General features: G+C 39.8%; 14 protein-coding genes. 4 read left to right on the plus strand and 10 right to left on the minus strand.

Annotated elements, in window-relative coordinates; all coding sequences use genetic code 11:
* The first annotated feature begins 16 nt into the window (after nucleotides 1–16).
* On the plus strand, nucleotides 17–667 hold the full coding sequence (locus tag ACNJYY_RS15930) for an acetoin utilization AcuB family protein (protein WP_416729253.1): 651 nt from the start codon (nucleotides 17–19) through the stop codon (nucleotides 665–667).
* Entirely contained in the window at nucleotides 657–1,811 is a 1,155-nt protein-coding gene (locus ACNJYY_RS15935; protein WP_416729254.1) for an acetoin utilization protein AcuC, read from the plus strand. Before ACNJYY_RS15930 ends, ACNJYY_RS15935 begins: the two co-directional genes overlap by 11 nt.
* A 19-nt stretch (nucleotides 1,812–1,830) precedes the next feature.
* On the opposite strand, the gene ACNJYY_RS15940 is transcribed toward ACNJYY_RS15935, so the two are convergent.
* The 4 genes from ACNJYY_RS15940 to ACNJYY_RS15955 all read right to left on the minus strand — a co-directional run bounded on the left by ACNJYY_RS15940 (nucleotide 1,831) and on the right by ACNJYY_RS15955 (nucleotide 5,139).
* Nucleotides 1,831–2,022: a hypothetical protein gene (locus tag ACNJYY_RS15940; protein ID WP_416729255.1), complete on the minus strand. Its 192-nt coding sequence runs from the start codon at nucleotides 2,020–2,022 to the stop codon at nucleotides 1,831–1,833.
* Between the two features lie 49 nt (nucleotides 2,023–2,071).
* On the minus strand, nucleotides 2,072–2,773 hold the full coding sequence (locus ACNJYY_RS15945; protein ID WP_416729256.1) for a 5'-methylthioadenosine/adenosylhomocysteine nucleosidase: 702 nt from the start codon (nucleotides 2,771–2,773) through the stop codon (nucleotides 2,072–2,074).
* 21 nt (nucleotides 2,774–2,794) lie between these two features.
* Nucleotides 2,795–3,796, minus strand: a complete 1,002-nt coding sequence (ccpA, locus tag ACNJYY_RS15950; RefSeq protein WP_416729257.1) for a catabolite control protein A — start codon at nucleotides 3,794–3,796, stop codon at nucleotides 2,795–2,797.
* Nucleotides 3,797–4,050: 254 nt separating this feature from the next.
* The gene (locus tag ACNJYY_RS15955) at nucleotides 4,051–5,139 is read right to left on the minus strand and encodes a bifunctional 3-deoxy-7-phosphoheptulonate synthase/chorismate mutase (RefSeq protein WP_416729258.1); all 1,089 of its coding nucleotides are present in this window, start codon (nucleotides 5,137–5,139) and stop codon (nucleotides 4,051–4,053) included.
* 121 nt (nucleotides 5,140–5,260) lie between these two features.
* On the opposite strand from ACNJYY_RS15955, the gene ACNJYY_RS15960 reads away from it, so the two are divergent.
* Entirely contained in the window at nucleotides 5,261–7,414 is a 2,154-nt protein-coding gene (locus tag ACNJYY_RS15960) for a cell division protein FtsA (protein WP_416729259.1), read from the plus strand.
* Between the two features lie 28 nt (nucleotides 7,415–7,442).
* Here the strand turns inward: ACNJYY_RS15960 and ytxJ are convergent, their stop codons facing one another.
* The 3 genes from ytxJ to ACNJYY_RS15975 form a co-directional block, all read right to left on the minus strand.
* Entirely contained in the window at nucleotides 7,443–7,781 is a 339-nt protein-coding gene (gene ytxJ, locus ACNJYY_RS15965) for a bacillithiol system redox-active protein YtxJ (RefSeq protein WP_416729260.1), read from the minus strand.
* Between the two features lie 82 nt (nucleotides 7,782–7,863).
* The gene (locus ACNJYY_RS15970) at nucleotides 7,864–8,280 is read right to left on the minus strand and encodes a YtxH domain-containing protein (RefSeq protein WP_191751970.1); all 417 of its coding nucleotides are present in this window, start codon (nucleotides 8,278–8,280) and stop codon (nucleotides 7,864–7,866) included.
* Nucleotides 8,281–8,736 (minus strand): DUF948 domain-containing protein, encoded by a 456-nt coding sequence (locus tag ACNJYY_RS15975; RefSeq protein WP_066396872.1) that lies wholly within the window; start codon nucleotides 8,734–8,736, stop codon nucleotides 8,281–8,283.
* 177 nt (nucleotides 8,737–8,913) lie between these two features.
* Here ACNJYY_RS15975 and ACNJYY_RS15980 point away from each other — a divergent pair, with 177 nt between their 5' ends.
* Nucleotides 8,914–10,026 carry an aminopeptidase gene (locus ACNJYY_RS15980; RefSeq protein WP_416729261.1) on the plus strand — a complete coding sequence of 371 codons (1,113 nt, stop codon included), beginning with the start codon at nucleotides 8,914–8,916 and terminating at the stop codon, nucleotides 10,024–10,026.
* 125 nt (nucleotides 10,027–10,151) lie between these two features.
* Here the strand turns inward: ACNJYY_RS15980 and murC are convergent, their stop codons facing one another.
* The 3 genes from murC to ACNJYY_RS15995 form a co-directional block, all read right to left on the minus strand.
* The gene (murC, locus tag ACNJYY_RS15985; protein WP_416729262.1) at nucleotides 10,152–11,459 is read right to left on the minus strand and encodes a UDP-N-acetylmuramate--L-alanine ligase; all 1,308 of its coding nucleotides are present in this window, start codon (nucleotides 11,457–11,459) and stop codon (nucleotides 10,152–10,154) included.
* Nucleotides 11,460–11,676: 217 nt separating this feature from the next.
* Nucleotides 11,677–12,774, minus strand: a complete 1,098-nt coding sequence (locus ACNJYY_RS15990; RefSeq protein WP_416729263.1) for a nicotinate phosphoribosyltransferase — start codon at nucleotides 12,772–12,774, stop codon at nucleotides 11,677–11,679.
* Between the two features lie 345 nt (nucleotides 12,775–13,119).
* Nucleotides 13,120–15,828 (minus strand): DNA translocase FtsK, encoded by a 2,709-nt coding sequence (locus tag ACNJYY_RS15995; RefSeq protein ID WP_416729264.1) that lies wholly within the window; start codon nucleotides 15,826–15,828, stop codon nucleotides 13,120–13,122.
* Nucleotides 15,829–15,856 lie beyond the last annotated feature (28 nt).

Consider the following 15,856-nt stretch of genomic DNA (forward strand, 5'->3'; position numbering starts at 1 on the left):
ATGGGAGTGTTACGATATGATCGTTCAAAATATGATGCAGAAAAATGTTGTAACGATTCATGAAAACGAAACGATCGGTACAGCTATACAGTTAATGCTTGAGAAAGACATTCGAAACTTGCCTGTGATTGATAAGAACGGAGATTTTCTAGGTCTTGTAACAGACCGTGAAGTAAAAGATGCAAGTCCATCTATCTTTCATCAAAATGAGCATCCAGAAGATTTTGAGAAGCCTGTTTCAAGCATTATGAAACAAACTATCTTTTCAGCTCACCCTTTCGACATAGCAGAAGAACTTTCTACGATTTTTTATGAACACAATGTGAGCTGTATTCCAGTGCTGGAAGAGACGAAGTTAGTTGGTCTAGTAACTGAAAGAGAGATGTTACATGCCTTCATCCTTTTAACTGGCACCCATCAGCCTGGATCTCATCTAGAAGTAGTCGTGCCGAACGAAGCTGGTGAACTAGCTAAAGTAGCGAGTGTCTTAAAAGATTTCCACTTGAACATCAGCTCGGTTCTCGTCTATCCTTCTCACAATGAGCGAGAAAAGATTATCGTATTTCGCGTTGGAACGATGAACCCGCTTCCGGTCATCGAACACTTAATTGATAACGGCTATGAAGTGAAATGGCCACCTGTACCGGGTGAACGCGATGAAAAATGATTCTGTTTTTGTTTATTCACCAGACCTATTAGGATATAAGTTCAATGAGACGCATCCCTTCAATCAGCTTAGAGTTCAGCTTGCTTATGAGTTGTTAAGAGATTCAGGATGTTTGAATGACGATCAGATCATCAAGCCTAGACAAGCAACAGATGAGGAGATCATGTTGATTCATGACCCTGGCTATGTAGAAGCTGTAAAGCAAGCTGGACAAGGACAGCTTAATCGTGAGATCGCTCTAAATTATGGACTCGGTACAGAAGATACACCCATATTCCCAAACATGCATGAGGCGAGCAGCTGGATCGTTGGCGCCACTCTAACAGCAGTAGATTATGTGATGGAAGGAAAGGCCAAGCATGCTCTTAGCCTTAGCGGAGGACTGCATCACGGTTTTAGAGGAAAAGCTTCTGGCTTCTGTATCTACAATGACAGCTCAATCGCTATTGAATATATGAAACGAAAATACAATGCACGTGTTTTATATGTTGATACGGATGCCCATCATGGTGATGGTGTGCAGTGGGCTTTTTATGATGATCCAGATGTTTGTACACTTTCCATCCACGAAACCGGACGCTACTTATTTCCTGGAACCGGCTCCATCCATGAAAAAGGAGCTGGAAAAGGGTATGGCTTTTCCTTTAATGTTCCTGTTGATGCCTTTACAGAAGATGAATCCTTCTTAGAGTGCTATGAAAAAAGCTTGTGGGAAGTTGCAGATTTCTTTAAACCTGACGTTATCATTACCCAAAATGGTGTTGACGCTCATTATTATGATCCTCTAACACATTTATCTGTAACGATGAAAACCTATACGGAAATCCCAAGGATCGCAAAGAAAGTCGCCGAGAAATATTGTGGCGGCCGCTGGATTGCAACAGGCGGTGGCGGTTATGATATATGGCGTGTCGTTCCTCGTGCATGGTCTTATTTATGGTGTGTGATGAACGATCAAGCACCTTCCGGACAGATCGCAGAGAACTGGCTAAAGCGTTGGACGAATGAAGCGAAGCACCCTCTTCCTCCTACATGGGAAGATGAATCTGGAATCTATAAACCCATTCCAAGAAAAGATGAGATTACATCCAAAAACAGAGCAACATTGGAAAAAAGCTTATATTCCATTAAAAAGAGTTCATAACGAAAGAGGACTATATCGTTTAGTCCTCTTTTTCTATGTTTTTACGTCTAAAAATAGCTGTAGAAGACAGCATTTTAATGTGCATGTTCATAATTTCACGGTAATCGAAAATATATCCACGGTAAATAGAATTAATTTCACGGTAATGTAGAATAATTTCACGGATAAAAATTTTTAACCACTTTTCGACAAACCCTAAACCTATAACCAAAAAAAACTGACCCCTCCATTGACGGGGTCAGTTCTCCAAAAAACATTTTCTATAATGATTCTATAATCGTTTCTACCATATCTGAAGAACGGCGTGCAGCTAATGCTGTAAATTCAGTAAAGCTAGCGGGTGCTTCACCGTTTGCTTTATCAGAGATCGAGCGGATGATCACGAATGGTACTTCATTTAAGAATGAAGCCTGTGCCACTGCTGATCCTTCCATTTCGATACAAGTTCCGTTGAAAAGAGCAGAATAGACTTCAACCAGTTCTCGATCAGCGATAAACTGGTCACCGCTCAGTACTTTGCCGATCTTCACTTTCGGTCCTTGTAATCTTTCTGCTGCTGTTTCTGCCAGTTTTACTAGCTGGGCATCTGCTCTAAACTCAGAATCAAACGCAAACATCGGAATCGTTCCTTTTGGAAAATCAGGACTCAATGCAGAGGCATCCATATCGTGCTGCATCGCACTTGATGAAATCACAATGTCTCCTACTTCCAGTTCAGGATCAAGTGCACCTGCTACTCCTGTGAAAAGAACATGAGTGACTTGAAAGCGATCGATAAGAATCTGAGTGGTAATCGCTGCGTTAACTTTCCCTACGCCAGACTTACATAAAACGATCTCTTTGTTATGATGTGTGCCTTCATAAAATTTATTTTGAGCAAAAACACTTTCCCCATAGATATCCAGTGCTTCTTTCATATAGACGATTTCTTCGTCCATCGCACCGATGATGCCAATTCTCACTTCGCCCACCTCAACACTTCGTTATTGTTTTGTAGAATCTCTGAATTGAATACGATGAGGCAATACTACCGTATGTTCTTCAACCGTTTCTTTGTTCATCAATTTAGTTAACAAGCGCATCGCTACCGCTCCGATATCATACATCGGTTGAACGACTGTTGATAATGTTGGACGAACCATCGTAGCAAGTCTTGTGTTATCGAATCCGATTACTTCAAGATCTTCCGGCACGCTCAAACCTCGGTCTTGTGCACCGTGAATCACACCTAATGCCATTTCATCCGTACCTACAAAAACAGCTGAAGGTTTGTTTCCACTGTCTAAGAAGCTTTCAATCGCTTCGATACCAGAATCATATGTGTATTCACCAACGAATACTTGACTCTCGTCAACCTTCTTACCTTGTTCTTCTAACGCTTTACGGTAACCATTGAACTTGTAATAGCCGTTGATCGGGTCTTCTAGTGGTCCTGTTACCATCGCAACAGAAGAATGACCTTTTTCAAGCAAGTGAGAAACGGCTTCATAAACAGCATTTTGATAGTCGATGTTTACAGAAGGGACTTCCTCGTTCATATCAACTGTAGCTGCCATAACGATTGGAACAGCTGCGCGTTTGAATTCTTCTACATGCTCTTCTGTAATCTTTCCACCCATGAATACAATTCCATCCACCTGCTTACCGAGTAAAGTGTTTAACAGATGGATCTCTTTATCCTTGTTCTGATCAGAGTTACAAAGGATGATGTTGTATTTGTACATGGTGGCAATATCTTCAATACCACGAGCGAGTTCCGCAAAAAAGATGCTAGAGATATCCGGAATGATAACGCCGACCGTTGTTGTTTTCTTGCTTGCTAGTCCTCGAGCTACTGCATTCGGGCGGTAACCTAACCTTTCGATCGCTTCTAGTACTTTTTTTCTAGTAGATGGCTTGACGTTTGGGTTTCCGTTAACAACACGAGAAACCGTTGCCATTGAGACACCTGCCTCACGAGCTACATCATAAATTGTTGTATTCAAAAAAAATCCTCCTTATATACTGCATATCCGACAGCTATGTAATGCTATTATCATACGATAAAGTAGTAAAGTAGGCAACGAATAGAGACATGTTTCACCATTTATTCATACATTAAAAAGAGAATAAAATAAAATGCACCTATTTTACTTATTTTTGGCGAAAATAGGCAGAATCATACACTTTTTAAGAGTGGTTATTGATATACAAAAAAACCGGCAGCGTTTATCACAAAAGCTGACCGGTTCTCTATTAATTAAACCATCTGATTTAGTTTAAGAAAACGAGAAGAAACAAGTTCTTCAACAAATCTTTGAAATTCTTCGATGTTCATCTGCTGTGCAGCATCCGACAAAGCTACGGCTGGATCTGGATGTACTTCTGCCATCACCCCATCTGCACCGATTGCAAAAGCCGCCTTTGCAGCTGGAAGGAGGAGATCTTTTCTCCCTGTTGAATGGGTGACATCTACAAACACAGGCAGGTGTGTTTCTTGTTTTAAAATGGGCACCGCTGTAATATCCAACGTGTTTCGTGTTGCTCGTTCATACGTTCGAATACCTCTTTCACAAAGGATGATCTGCCCATTTCCTTGTGACATGATATATTCAGCTGAGTTGATGAACTCATCAAGTGTTGCTGCAAGTCCTCTTTTTAATAATACAGGCTTATTGAGCCTTCCAGCTGCTTTTAACAACTCATAGTTCTGCATGTTTCTAGCACCAATTTGAATGATGTCTAAATACTCACATGCCATATCAAGGTCTTGGGGATGGACGATTTCACTGATTACCGCACAATTGTATTCATCTGCCACTTTTTTAAGAATCTTAAGTCCTTCCACGCCTAAACCTTGGAAATCATAAGGTGACGTTCGAGGTTTGAACGCTCCGCCTCGTAACAACTTCACACCATTCTTCGTAACAGCTTCTGCGACTGAAGCTGTTTGTTCATAACTCTCTACAGCACACGGTCCAGCAATTAAAATGGGGTTTCCGTTTCCGATCTCCAGACCTTTAACAGAAATAACCGTATCTTCAGGTCTTTGTTTTCTCGAGACAAGAAGCTCTTTTTTGTTATTCACTTCTTGTAATTCCAGTCCAGCTTTAAAAATTTCTTTAAATAGATGGTGAAGTGTACTCGTTTCAAAGGGTCCTTGGTTCTCTGAAGAAACGAGATCTAACATGTGTCTTTCTCTAACAGGATCGTACTTCTTCATACCTTGATCGGATTTAATCTTACCGATTCTCTGAACAAGCTCACCTCGTTTGTTGATTAACGCTAACAATTCTTTATTTACAACATCAAGCTCGGACCGTAACGTGTTTAACTCTAGATGATTCATATATGAGCACCTCAGTATTTATATAATGTAAGAAATATGATACATTTCTAATAATTGGGACGTTTTCTAATCAACTTATAAGACTACCTATACATCTATCGTAACAAAAAGAGGTGCCTTCGTGGACAAAAATCTTTTATTCGCACTAGATATCGGAACACGTTCCGTTGTCGGTATGATTTTGAAACAACATGAAAACGGAAAGTATGAGATTTTACATAATAAAATGATCGAACATGAAGAGCGTTCTATGCTTGATGGGCAGATCCATCATATACCTGCTGTCGCTAAAGTGATCAAAACGATAAAAAATCAGCTCGAACTTGAAGTCGGTTCGCTTACTAAAGTTTGTGTTGCGGCAGCAGGACGAGCTCTTAAGACCGTGAACGGCCGTTCAGAAAAAGATCTTTCACTTGGTGATATCACTTCACATGAAGAAGTGATCCATATGGAACTTGCAGCAGTCCAACAGGCTCAATACCAGTTAGCGAGCCTATTAGATGAGAACTCAAATTTACTCTACGATTGCGTTGGATATTCTGTTCTGCATTATTACCTCGACGAGCAGGAGATCGGGAGCTTTATCGGTCAGCAAGGAAACAGAGCTAGTGTAGAGGTTATCGCTACCTTCTTACCGCGAGTGGTTGTAGATTCCTTAATGAAAGCACTAGACGAAGCTGGGCTTGAAATGGAAGCTCTAACGCTAGAACCAATCGCAGCCATCAATGTGCTGATTCCGCCTTCTATGCGTAAGTTAAATGTAGCTCTCGTTGACATTGGAGCAGGTACTTCAGATATCGCGATTACCGCACAAGGGACAGTTATTGCGTATGGAATGGTTCCGGTCGCAGGAGATGAAATTACGGAAGCCATCAGTTCTGCTTTTTTGTTAGATTTTCCAGTAGCTGAGCAGCTTAAACGATCTTTAACAACAGAAACAGTTGTAACCTATACTGACATCTTAGGGTTCCCATCACAAAAAAACACATCTGAAGTCATCTCGATAATCGAATATTCCATAGAAAGTTTAGCAGATGGAATTACGAAGGAAATTCTTCGGTTGAACGCCAAAGCCCCTCAGGCGATCATGCTTGTGGGAGGAGGCAGTCTAACACCTCAATTACGTGAGAAAGTGGCTGAAAAACTAAATCTGCCTATCGAACGCGTAGCGATTCGAGGGCTAAACGCTATCCAATCCTTGATCCCTACATTAAAAGAAGAAGGTCCTGAACTCGTAACACCTGTAGGTATCGGTATTGCGGCTAAAGAAAATCCAGTTAAATATGTAACCGTATCTGTGAATGGAAAGACAATACGTTTATTTCAAGTGAAAAGACTTACGATCGGTGATGCCTTGATTGCTGGAGGAGCCGATCTTTCGAAACTTTACGGTAAACCTGGAATGGGATTGATGGTTCGGTTGAATGGTAAAGTAAAGATGTTTAAAGGAAAGATCGGTTCAGCTCCTTCCATCAAGATGAATGGCGTTACATGCACGCTGTCAGATGAAATCTTAGAGGGTGCTACGATTCATTATGAATTCGGACGAAACGGCGAGGATGCAGAGGTTTCCATTAAAGAAGCTTATGACGATCATACTGCGAATACGTTATGGGTGAACGGTAAAGCTGAGACGTTCGAAACTCATTATTTTATTAATGAACAGCGTGTATGTGCAGATACGTTAATAAAAGATAGAGATGATTGCTATTATCGTTTCCCTTCTACCCTTACAGATATATTTGATCTAAAAGAATGGAACAGCGAAACAAAACGGTCGCATTTTACTATTTTTGTAGATGGTAAGCCTCTTTCCATTCCAACAAAACTCACTGATTCGGTGTATCTGAACGAGCAAAGAGTTAATCTGAACACATTATGGCATGATGGAGATCGATTAGAATATCAGCGTACTGAAGAAGAGCAAGTAACTTTAAAACATGTAACGGATGCTCTAGACGTAAATCTGCATCAATCATGTACGGTTATTTTTAACGATGAAGAACTAACTCTTATCCGGCCACTCTATACCTTTTATCGGGAAAAGGAAAAGCTTTGTTTGGATTCTGTTCTGTATCACCAGGAAAGGCTTTTGATGAAAAAGACAGAGCAACAACCGTTTATTTTTCAGGATGTGTTTACAGAAGTTGAACTAATACTCCAACCAAAGCCGGGTGAGAGCTTGATTCTTTTAAAGAATGATGAAAAGGCAGGCTTTCAAACTGAGATTCATACAGGTGATAAACTGTTATTAAAATTTGAAATACTTGTTTAAAAACGAAGAAAAAAGCGTAGCATTTCTGCTACGCTTTTGTTTTTTCATTCGCTTGTGCAAGCTTTTTATTTGTGATGTTCCAATGAGAATCATGCCAAACCACATTATCTCCATCGAAGATTAATACTTGAGGAGATTCGTGCTTCACTCCTGTTTGCTCTGCAATCGCATTGCTTAATGACCTTGAATCTTGAACGTTCAAATAATACAATGTTTCGTTCTCGTTATCTGCTGCAAACTTTTGAAATTCTTTAAAAGCTTCATGACTCACAGGACATGTTGTACTGTTCTTCATCAAAATAATGCGGTTTCTTTGTTCTTTGACTAGATTCCAATCTTGTTCGTTCTGTAGTTGAATAAGTGACATATTGATTTCTACCTCCATCATAAAAAGAAAAGAAAAAGAAACAAGTTCTTTTTCTTATCTTTTCATATTCACACATTACTTATCAATATTTTTGCTCGACTAATTCTTGCTCATTAGCAGGATCGTAGTCTAATTTACCTTCATCTTGGATATCGTCTGTAATTTCACCATACAGTTCAGACGCGTTTTCTTCCTCTTTCGCACGCCATTTATCGATGTCTTTACGAAGGTTTGAAGTAAGATCTTTTACCTTTGTTGCAACTTGATTCGACTGTTCTGATACTGTCTTAACAATGTTTGAGGATTTTTCACGAGCCAAATGAGAGATCTCATTACTTTTATCCTTTAGATAGACAGCTTGTTCATTCAGATCGCTTCGCAATTCCTTTCCTGCTTTAGGCGCTAATAAAAGCGCTGCTGCAGCCCCTAACATACCACCAACAAGAGCACCGATAATAAAATCTTTGCTGTCAATGTTTTGATTGTTGTTGTTGCTCATTTACACTCCTCCTCTGGAATATTGTCTTTGTGTTGTTTCAACATTGGATTTTTTGAGTTTGTATTTTTCCCATAAATTCAATGCTGCATTTCCCCATTGAACCGCTTGCGATATTTGCTTAGACTGTCGCTCTGTTTCAACCGTAATCTGGTCTGTTACTTTGCGGACAGATTGGTTCACCTTTTGTACGGATTGACCGAAATCTTGAACTGCAGAGAACACGTTGTTAAGTGAATCAGATTTCTTTTGAACATCCTCGGCTAACTGGTTTGTTTTATGTAACAAATCGGTTGTCTCGCGCGTTACGCCATCTAATTGCTTCTCTAGACTTTCTAGCGTTACCGCGACATGATTGAGGGTAATTTGTAGAGATTTTAAAGCCCCTGATAAAAAATAAACGAGTACAACAAATGCAACTGCGACTAATGCTACACTGATTGAGATAATGATATCCATTATTCGAGACACCTCCTGAAAGTATATTATTGCTTTTTCCCGAGTTTTTATCAAAGGAAACGTGTTTTTTAATAGTATTCTTTACCACTTCATTAAAATCCTTTTATAGAACATTACAAATTGTTTAAATTAAGTTAAAATAAAGAAGATATCAAATATATAGGGGGCATCTTCAACATGAGAGATCCAAGAATTCAACAACTAGCAAAAAACTTGATTACATATTCAGTAAACCTGCAAAAAGGTGAGAAAGTATTAATCGAAAACTTTGGACTGCAAAAAGAACTCGTGAACGCACTTGTTCAAGAAGCATATGCTGCTGGCGGTTTTCCATTCGTTTTACTAAAAGACCATTCTGTAATGCGCGCTCAATACACACAAGCAACTGAAGAACAGATGGAAATGATCGCGAAGCACGAAGGTGATCTTATGAACCAGATGGATGCTTATATCGGTCTTCGTTCAGGTGACAACATCAACGAAATGTCTGATGTTCCTTCCGAGAAGATGGCACTTTATGAAAAAACGATCTTTGCGATGCACCGTAAGATTCGTATCAAAAAGACGAAATGGTGTGTGCTTCGTTATCCGAACGCATCTATGGCACAATCTGCTAGCATGAGTACAGAAGCTTTCGAAGACTTCTATTTTGAAGTATGTAACCTAGACTATGGAAAAATGGATGAAGCGATGACTGCACTAAAAGATCTGATGGATAAGACGGATAAAGTTCGCATAACAGGGCCAGGAACTGATCTATCGTTCTCGATCAAAGATATTCCATCCATTAAATGTTCAGGACAAAACAACATTCCAGATGGCGAAGTGTTCACAGCTCCAGTAAAAGACTCCGTTAACGGAACGATTTCGTATAACACGCCATCTCCATATAACGGCTTTACGTTTGAAAATGTACAGTTGACGTTTGAAAACGGTAAGATTGTAAAAGCGACAGCAAACGACTCAGAACGCATCAACAAGATTTTCGATACGGATGAAGGTTCTCGCTATGTAGGTGAATTTGCGATCGGTGTTAACCCGTTCATCAAGCATCCGATGAAAGATATTCTTTTCGATGAGAAGATCGACGGCAGCTTCCACTTTACGCCTGGTCAAGCGTATGAAGAAGCGTATAACGGAAATGAATCAAACATCCATTGGGATATGGTCATGATCCAGCGTCCTGATTACGGCGGCGGGGAAATTTTCTTTGACGATGTGTTGATCCGTAAAGATGGTGTTTTCGTTCTGCCTGAATTAGAGCAATTAAACCCTGAGAATTTAAAATAATTCTTAGATGAGTTAACTGGGTGCATGCGGTGGCGCCCCTCGCATGCCTTGCGAGAACTACTAAAAGCAACAATCTTTTAGAAAACAGTCTAAAAAAAGACTTGCCGGCCGGCAAGTCTTTTTTATTATGGTTTTGCAGTCAGTGTTTCTTCGTATGCTCTTTGGAACTTTTGAATATCTCCAGCACCCATGAATAATAAAACACCGTCTTTGTATTTTTTTAGTACATCCACTTTATCTTCAGTAATGAATTGTGCGTTTGGAATTTTCTCTATCAAATTCTCAATTGATAGATTTCCAGCATTCTCTCTTGCAGAACCAAAAATGTCGCAGAGGTAAACATGATCCGCTTCACTTAGTGCAGCTGCAAATTCGTCTAAGAACGTCTTTGTTCGTGTAAATGTATGTGGTTGGAAGATCGCTACCACTTCACGATTTTTGTACTTATACTTAGTTGCTTCAATCGTTACTTTAATCTCAGTAGGATGATGAGCATAGTCATCGATCAAGATTTGATCTCCTACTGATTTTTCAGAGAATCTTCTTTTAACACCAGTAAAGCTCTTCAATTGCTCTTTAATAATATCCATCGGTAATGTTTCATAATGACAGATCGCAATGACAGCCAGTGCGTTCAGTACGTTGTGTGTACCATATCCAGGAATCTGGAATGTTCCATAAAACGTGTTGCGAACAAATACATCAAACGTTGTTCCTTCATCACCACGATTAACATTCTTAGCTTGGAAATCATTATGATCACCAAAGCCATAGAATACGACGGGCACTTGTGCATGAATCTCTTGAAGGTTTGCATCATCACCACATGCGATGATCGCCTTTTTCACCTGCATCGCCATCGCTTGGAATGCACTGATTACATCTTTTAAATCAGAAAAATAGTCAGGATGATCAAAATCAATGTTTGTGATAATCGCGTAGTCCGGATTGTAAGATAAGAAATGTCTGCGATACTCACATGCTTCAAACACGAAGTATTCGCTACCCTTGCTACCTTTGCCGGTTCCATCACCGATTAGATAAGAAGTAGGCTTAGCAGCACCAACAACATGGGCTAATAAACCTGTTGTTGACGTTTTTCCGTGTGATCCGGTCACTGCAATCGATGTAAAGTTAGATAGATACTCTCCAAGGAAATGGTGATATCTATGAATAGGAATATTTTTCTCATTTGCAGCTTGAATCTCTTCATGCTGTTCGCCAAAAGCATTACCTGCGATAATCGTTTGACCCTCTGCAACGTTGTTCTTGTCAAACGGTAACACAGGGATGTTTTTTTCTTCAAGTGCTGTCTGAGTAAAGATGAATTGTTCAATATCAGAACCTTGAACATCATGACCATTGTCATGAAGAATTTGTGCCAACGGGCTCATTCCTGTCCCTTTAATTCCAATAAAATGGTATTTTGTCATGTATAGCCCTCCACAAAAAGAACACCTTCTAAAAGGCCTATTTGTATTATTATATGCCTGCTGTCTGAAACGGTTATTTATGCACAGTCAGGCTTGATTCGGAATACTTGAATCATTATAGCAAAGTTGTTGTCCGTTCACCATGATAGACAAATGATAAAAGTCTAATAGAGCTTTTTATCTATTTTTCCCAACTTTTCCAAAATAATAATAGCAGTTATTCCACTAGCTCTAGTCTTGGATTATGGCGATAGATTCTTCCTGCTTTTGCTTGGTGCTGTTCATGCATCATAACGTTATCACCGGTAAATCCAATATTGATCTTTAATAGATTGCTGCCTACCCCATAAATATCTACAGGCACTTTTTGTTCTTCAAACTGCTCGATTCTTTCTTTTTTAAATCCACCGCTGACAACGATTTTAACATGTTGGAAGCCTTCTTCATCCAGCGCTTTTCGAAGTGCAAAGATCAGTTCTGGATTCACACCCCTCGGATCAAACGAGCCTAGTACATCAGGGTTTCTAAAGAAATATTGATCGACCATCGTTCGTGAAGTATCAACCCTTACCCCTTTTAAAGTCTCTCCAAACTCTCTCGCTACTTTTAAAGCATCTGTAATCACATCGTTGTTATAGTCAACAAGTGAGATAAGATCGTCTTCAGGGTATTTCGCGTGATAAGCTTTCGTAGCTTCTACAATATCCCCATTAAAGATTTGAATCAGAGCATGTGGCATCGTGCCCATCCCTTTTTTGCCCCACCATTCATTCATCGCATGCGTAGCCTGAGCGGTTGAACCACCAATATAAGATGCATAACCATCTCCAGCTTGCTGTGCAAAATGGTCGTCTCGGTCTCCCATAAAGATGACCGGCTTCTGAACACCAGATTTACTAGCTGCTTTAACAACATTATAAACATTCGTAGCAACCGACGTTCTTCTGGCTAGAATTCCATCTATCATTCCTTCTAAGAAACCAAAGTTTTGATAAGGGCCCTTGATCGTTAAGACCGTTTCGAACGGAGAGATCTTATCTCCATCTTTTAAAGAATGAATCTCTAAAGAATCTACATCCTTAGCAAACGTTTTAATAAGAGCGATCGCTTCATCCGAACCGCATAAGACGGCGTCACTCTTTTGAAAGAACTGCATCGTGACGATATTATCTGGTTTGAACGATTCTACAATCTCACATGTTTTAAGAAAATAAACAGCAGAGAACCAACCTTCCCTGATCCGTTCATCGAATTTAAATGTTTTATTCGTGAGCCGCTTGATTTTTCCTTGCAGCTTTAATTCTATCTCTTTCATTAATTTACTCCTCATGACTTATTCCAAGGTATAAAAGAAAGGGAACTATTCCCCACACTATAATAGCGAACAAGGCACAATAACTCAAGAAAATCATTTGATAGTTAGCTGCGATCCTTATCGAGAAAGCGTAAAAAAATTATAATATGTCAAATTTGCTGATATAATCGGAAACTTGCCGATAAAAAGCTTTTTTTCTCCGATATAATCTGTTTCTTGCCGATATTATTTTATTTTTGCCGATATCCTTACTTTCTGTTAATTTGCAGACTAAGTCAATCTGCTTATAAAAAGAAAGAGCCGATGTAAGGCGTCCCCCTCAATCAGCTCTTTCCTAACAATTTCTTACTCAACACCGCTATATAATCGATTCTCTAGTTCTTCTTGTGTAAGAAGAACGTGTCTTGGTTTACTTCCCATCGTTTCAGAGACGAGGCCGAAGCTTTCCATCATGTCTACTAATCTTGCTGCACGGTTGTAACCAATCCTAAACCTGCGCTGCAAGCTAGAAGAGGATGCTGCACCTACTTCGATAACATAATAACAAGCTTCTTCAAAAAGTTCGTCTTCTACTTCTGTTGTTTGCTGATGCTGAATCAGTTCTTCACGAGTAAAAAGATATTCTGTTTGATACTCTTCTTTTACGTAACGTGTTACTTCTTCAATTTCTTCATCAGATACGAACGTTCCTTGAATACGCACCGCTTTGTTCGAGCCGTTCTCCATAAAGAGCATATCGCCTCGTCCTAATAATCGTTCTGCACCACTCATATCTAGAATGGTCCGTGAATCGATCGCGGACGAAACTGCGAATGCTGTACGAGTTGGTACATTGGCTTTGATCAGTCCTGTGATAACATCTACTGATGGCCGCTGTGTCGCAAGTAGAAGATGGATACCACATGCTCTTGCTTTCTGAGCAATTCGGCAGATCGCTTCTTCAACTTCTTGCGGTGAAACCATCATCAGGTCAGCCAACTCATCGATTACCACAACAATATACGGCATCTTGTTTTTATAATGCTGCTCTTCTTCCATCTTTTGATTGTAACGCTTTATCTCTCGTACACCTGTTTTTGCAAACTCTTCGTAACGACGTTCCATTTCTTCGACCGCCCATTTTAAAGCAGCCGTTGCTTCTTTTGCATCTGTGATAACAGGGGTCACTAGGTGCGGGATGTGATTGTATGGTGCAAGCTCGACCATTTTAGGGTCGACCAGAAGCAATCTCACATCTTCGGGCTTTGCTTTATAAAGCAAGCTTACAAGTATAGAGTTGATACAAACGCTCTTTCCTGATCCTGTCGCTCCTGCTATTAGTCCGTGAGGCATCTTTTGAAGATCTGTCACTACAGGTGCTCCTGAAATATCTAATCCGAGAGCCACAGTTAAGGAAGATGCTGAATCCTTAAACACATCATCTTCAATGATCTCACGTAAATAAACCGCTCTGCTATGCTGGTTCGGCACTTCTATGCCAATTGCATTCTTTCCTGGAATCGGTGCTTCAATCCTAATGTCACGAGCAGCCAGGCTAAGTTTTATATCATCTGTAAGGTTAGTGATTTTGTTTACCTTTACGCCTGGTGCAGGCTGAACTTCAAAACGTGTAACTGCAGGACCTTTTGTCATGTGAACTACTTTTGCATTCACATTAAAGTTATCCAGTGTTGATTGAAGTGTGTTCTTTTGTTCGTTTAACCAAAGATCATCATCTTCGAGCGAAACCTTAGCTTTATTTAGTAATGACAGTGGTACAAACAACTGGTTATTTACAGCTTCAGCTCTTTGATGGATGTTTAACTCAGTTCTTGTTCCTTGTCTGCCCTCTGACTTTTGAATTCTTGGTGTGGAAACAGGACGAGTTAGTGACTTTCTGTCTTTTTTTAGCATCAACACATTAAAAGGAACGAATTGACCGCCACTTTTTGGGGTTTCCTTCTTCGGCTGTGTTTGTTCATTAACTACATGTTCTTGCTCCTGCTTTTCTTGTACTATACTAGGAGTTATCTCTTGAACCGGCTGTGTTTCAGGTCTTTCCGTGCCTTTTTCAGCAACTTCAGACACATCAACAGGTTCACTGATTTGGTTTTGTTTCTCTACACTCAAATTGTGAACCTCGTGATTCTCCTCTGATACAAAGACAATATCGGGTTCAACAATCATTTCAAGAGAATCAATATGCTGTTCTTCTTCTACTAACTCCTGATTAGTATCTATTACTTCTTCTACGACTTGTATTTGGGTTTGATCAACGATGCTATTGCTTGCATTCTGAATATGAGAAGCCTCACTTACAATCTCTTGCTCTTGAGAAATCGTTGAACTTTCTGTTGTTGCAGCAGGTAAAACTTCTTCAACAGACTTTAAAAGTTCTTCAGTCACAGAATCCTTTTCAGGTATATCTCTGCCGATGAACAAAATGCCTTCAGGCTTTCTCTTTCCATATCCGTAAACAGGGGATGGAACATCTGTTGGTGTAAACCTCGATTTCACCTCAGGAGTCGCTTCCTTTTGTTCTGGCTTAATCTGTGCATCACTTTTATTTCTTCTTTCGTATCCATAAACAGGTGAAGGAACGTTTGAAGCCTTGAACGCTTGCCGTTTTGGTTCTTGGTTAAAGCCTGAAGACTTCCCTTTAGGTCTTCTATTCTCATTTTGATGAGTACGTTGCTCACGAACAGGACGTTCTTCTCTGTATGACTTTTCTTCCCTAACAGGATCTTTATACGAGTGTGTCTCTTTCTGCTGATATGTATGTCTTTGCGCAGTTGGTTTTACCGTTTTTTCATCAGGGATCACAGGAAAACGAAATGGTGCATTCTCGGGATACTTGTGCAGCATTTTCGCAGGATGCTGAATATTTGATGGAGACGGTTTTCTTCCATTGCTTGCAAAAGGAGCTGGTTTCGCCTTCTGATTATTTTCCATCTTTTCAGGCGATTGCTGTTTTTTTACAGACTCCTGGCTTTTAGTTCTCTCTTCCTCATAGAAGGAATCATCTTCATTTTCATCGTCAAAAAACGTGTTCATTAATTTTTTTATCCAACTCATCTTCTCACCTATTTCTGTTGGTTGTTTC

The organism is Fictibacillus tiangongensis (assembly GCF_048083785.1).
Taxonomy (GTDB): Bacteria; Bacillota; Bacilli; order Bacillales; family Fictibacillaceae; genus Fictibacillus.

Bases quoted from the DNA above. Each gene is read 5' to 3' on its own strand.
- ACNJYY_RS15930 (WP_416729253.1), top strand. From the start codon at position 17: ATGATCGTTCAAAATATGATGCAGAAAAATGTTGTAACGATTCATGAA.
- ACNJYY_RS15935 (WP_416729254.1), top strand. From the start codon at position 657: ATGAAAAATGATTCTGTTTTTGTTTATTCACCAGACCTATTAGGATAT.
- ACNJYY_RS15955 (WP_416729258.1), bottom strand. From the start codon at position 5,139: ATGAATCATCTAGAGTTAAACACGTTACGGTCCGAGCTTGATGTTGTA.
- ytxJ (WP_416729260.1), bottom strand. From the start codon at position 7,781: ATGTCACTTATTCAACTACAGAACGAACAAGATTGGAATCTAGTCAAA.
- ACNJYY_RS15970 (WP_191751970.1), bottom strand. From the start codon at position 8,280: ATGAGCAACAACAACAATCAAAACATTGACAGCAAAGATTTTATTATC.
- ACNJYY_RS15975 (WP_066396872.1), bottom strand. From the start codon at position 8,736: ATGGATATCATTATCTCAATCAGTGTAGCATTAGTCGCAGTTGCATTT.
- ACNJYY_RS15980 (WP_416729261.1), top strand. From the start codon at position 8,914: ATGAGAGATCCAAGAATTCAACAACTAGCAAAAAACTTGATTACATAT.
- murC (WP_416729262.1), bottom strand. From the start codon at position 11,459: ATGACAAAATACCATTTTATTGGAATTAAAGGGACAGGAATGAGCCCG.
- ACNJYY_RS15990 (WP_416729263.1), bottom strand. From the start codon at position 12,774: ATGAAAGAGATAGAATTAAAGCTGCAAGGAAAAATCAAGCGGCTCACG.
- ACNJYY_RS15995 (WP_416729264.1), bottom strand. From the start codon at position 15,828: ATGAGTTGGATAAAAAAATTAATGAACACGTTTTTTGACGATGAAAAT.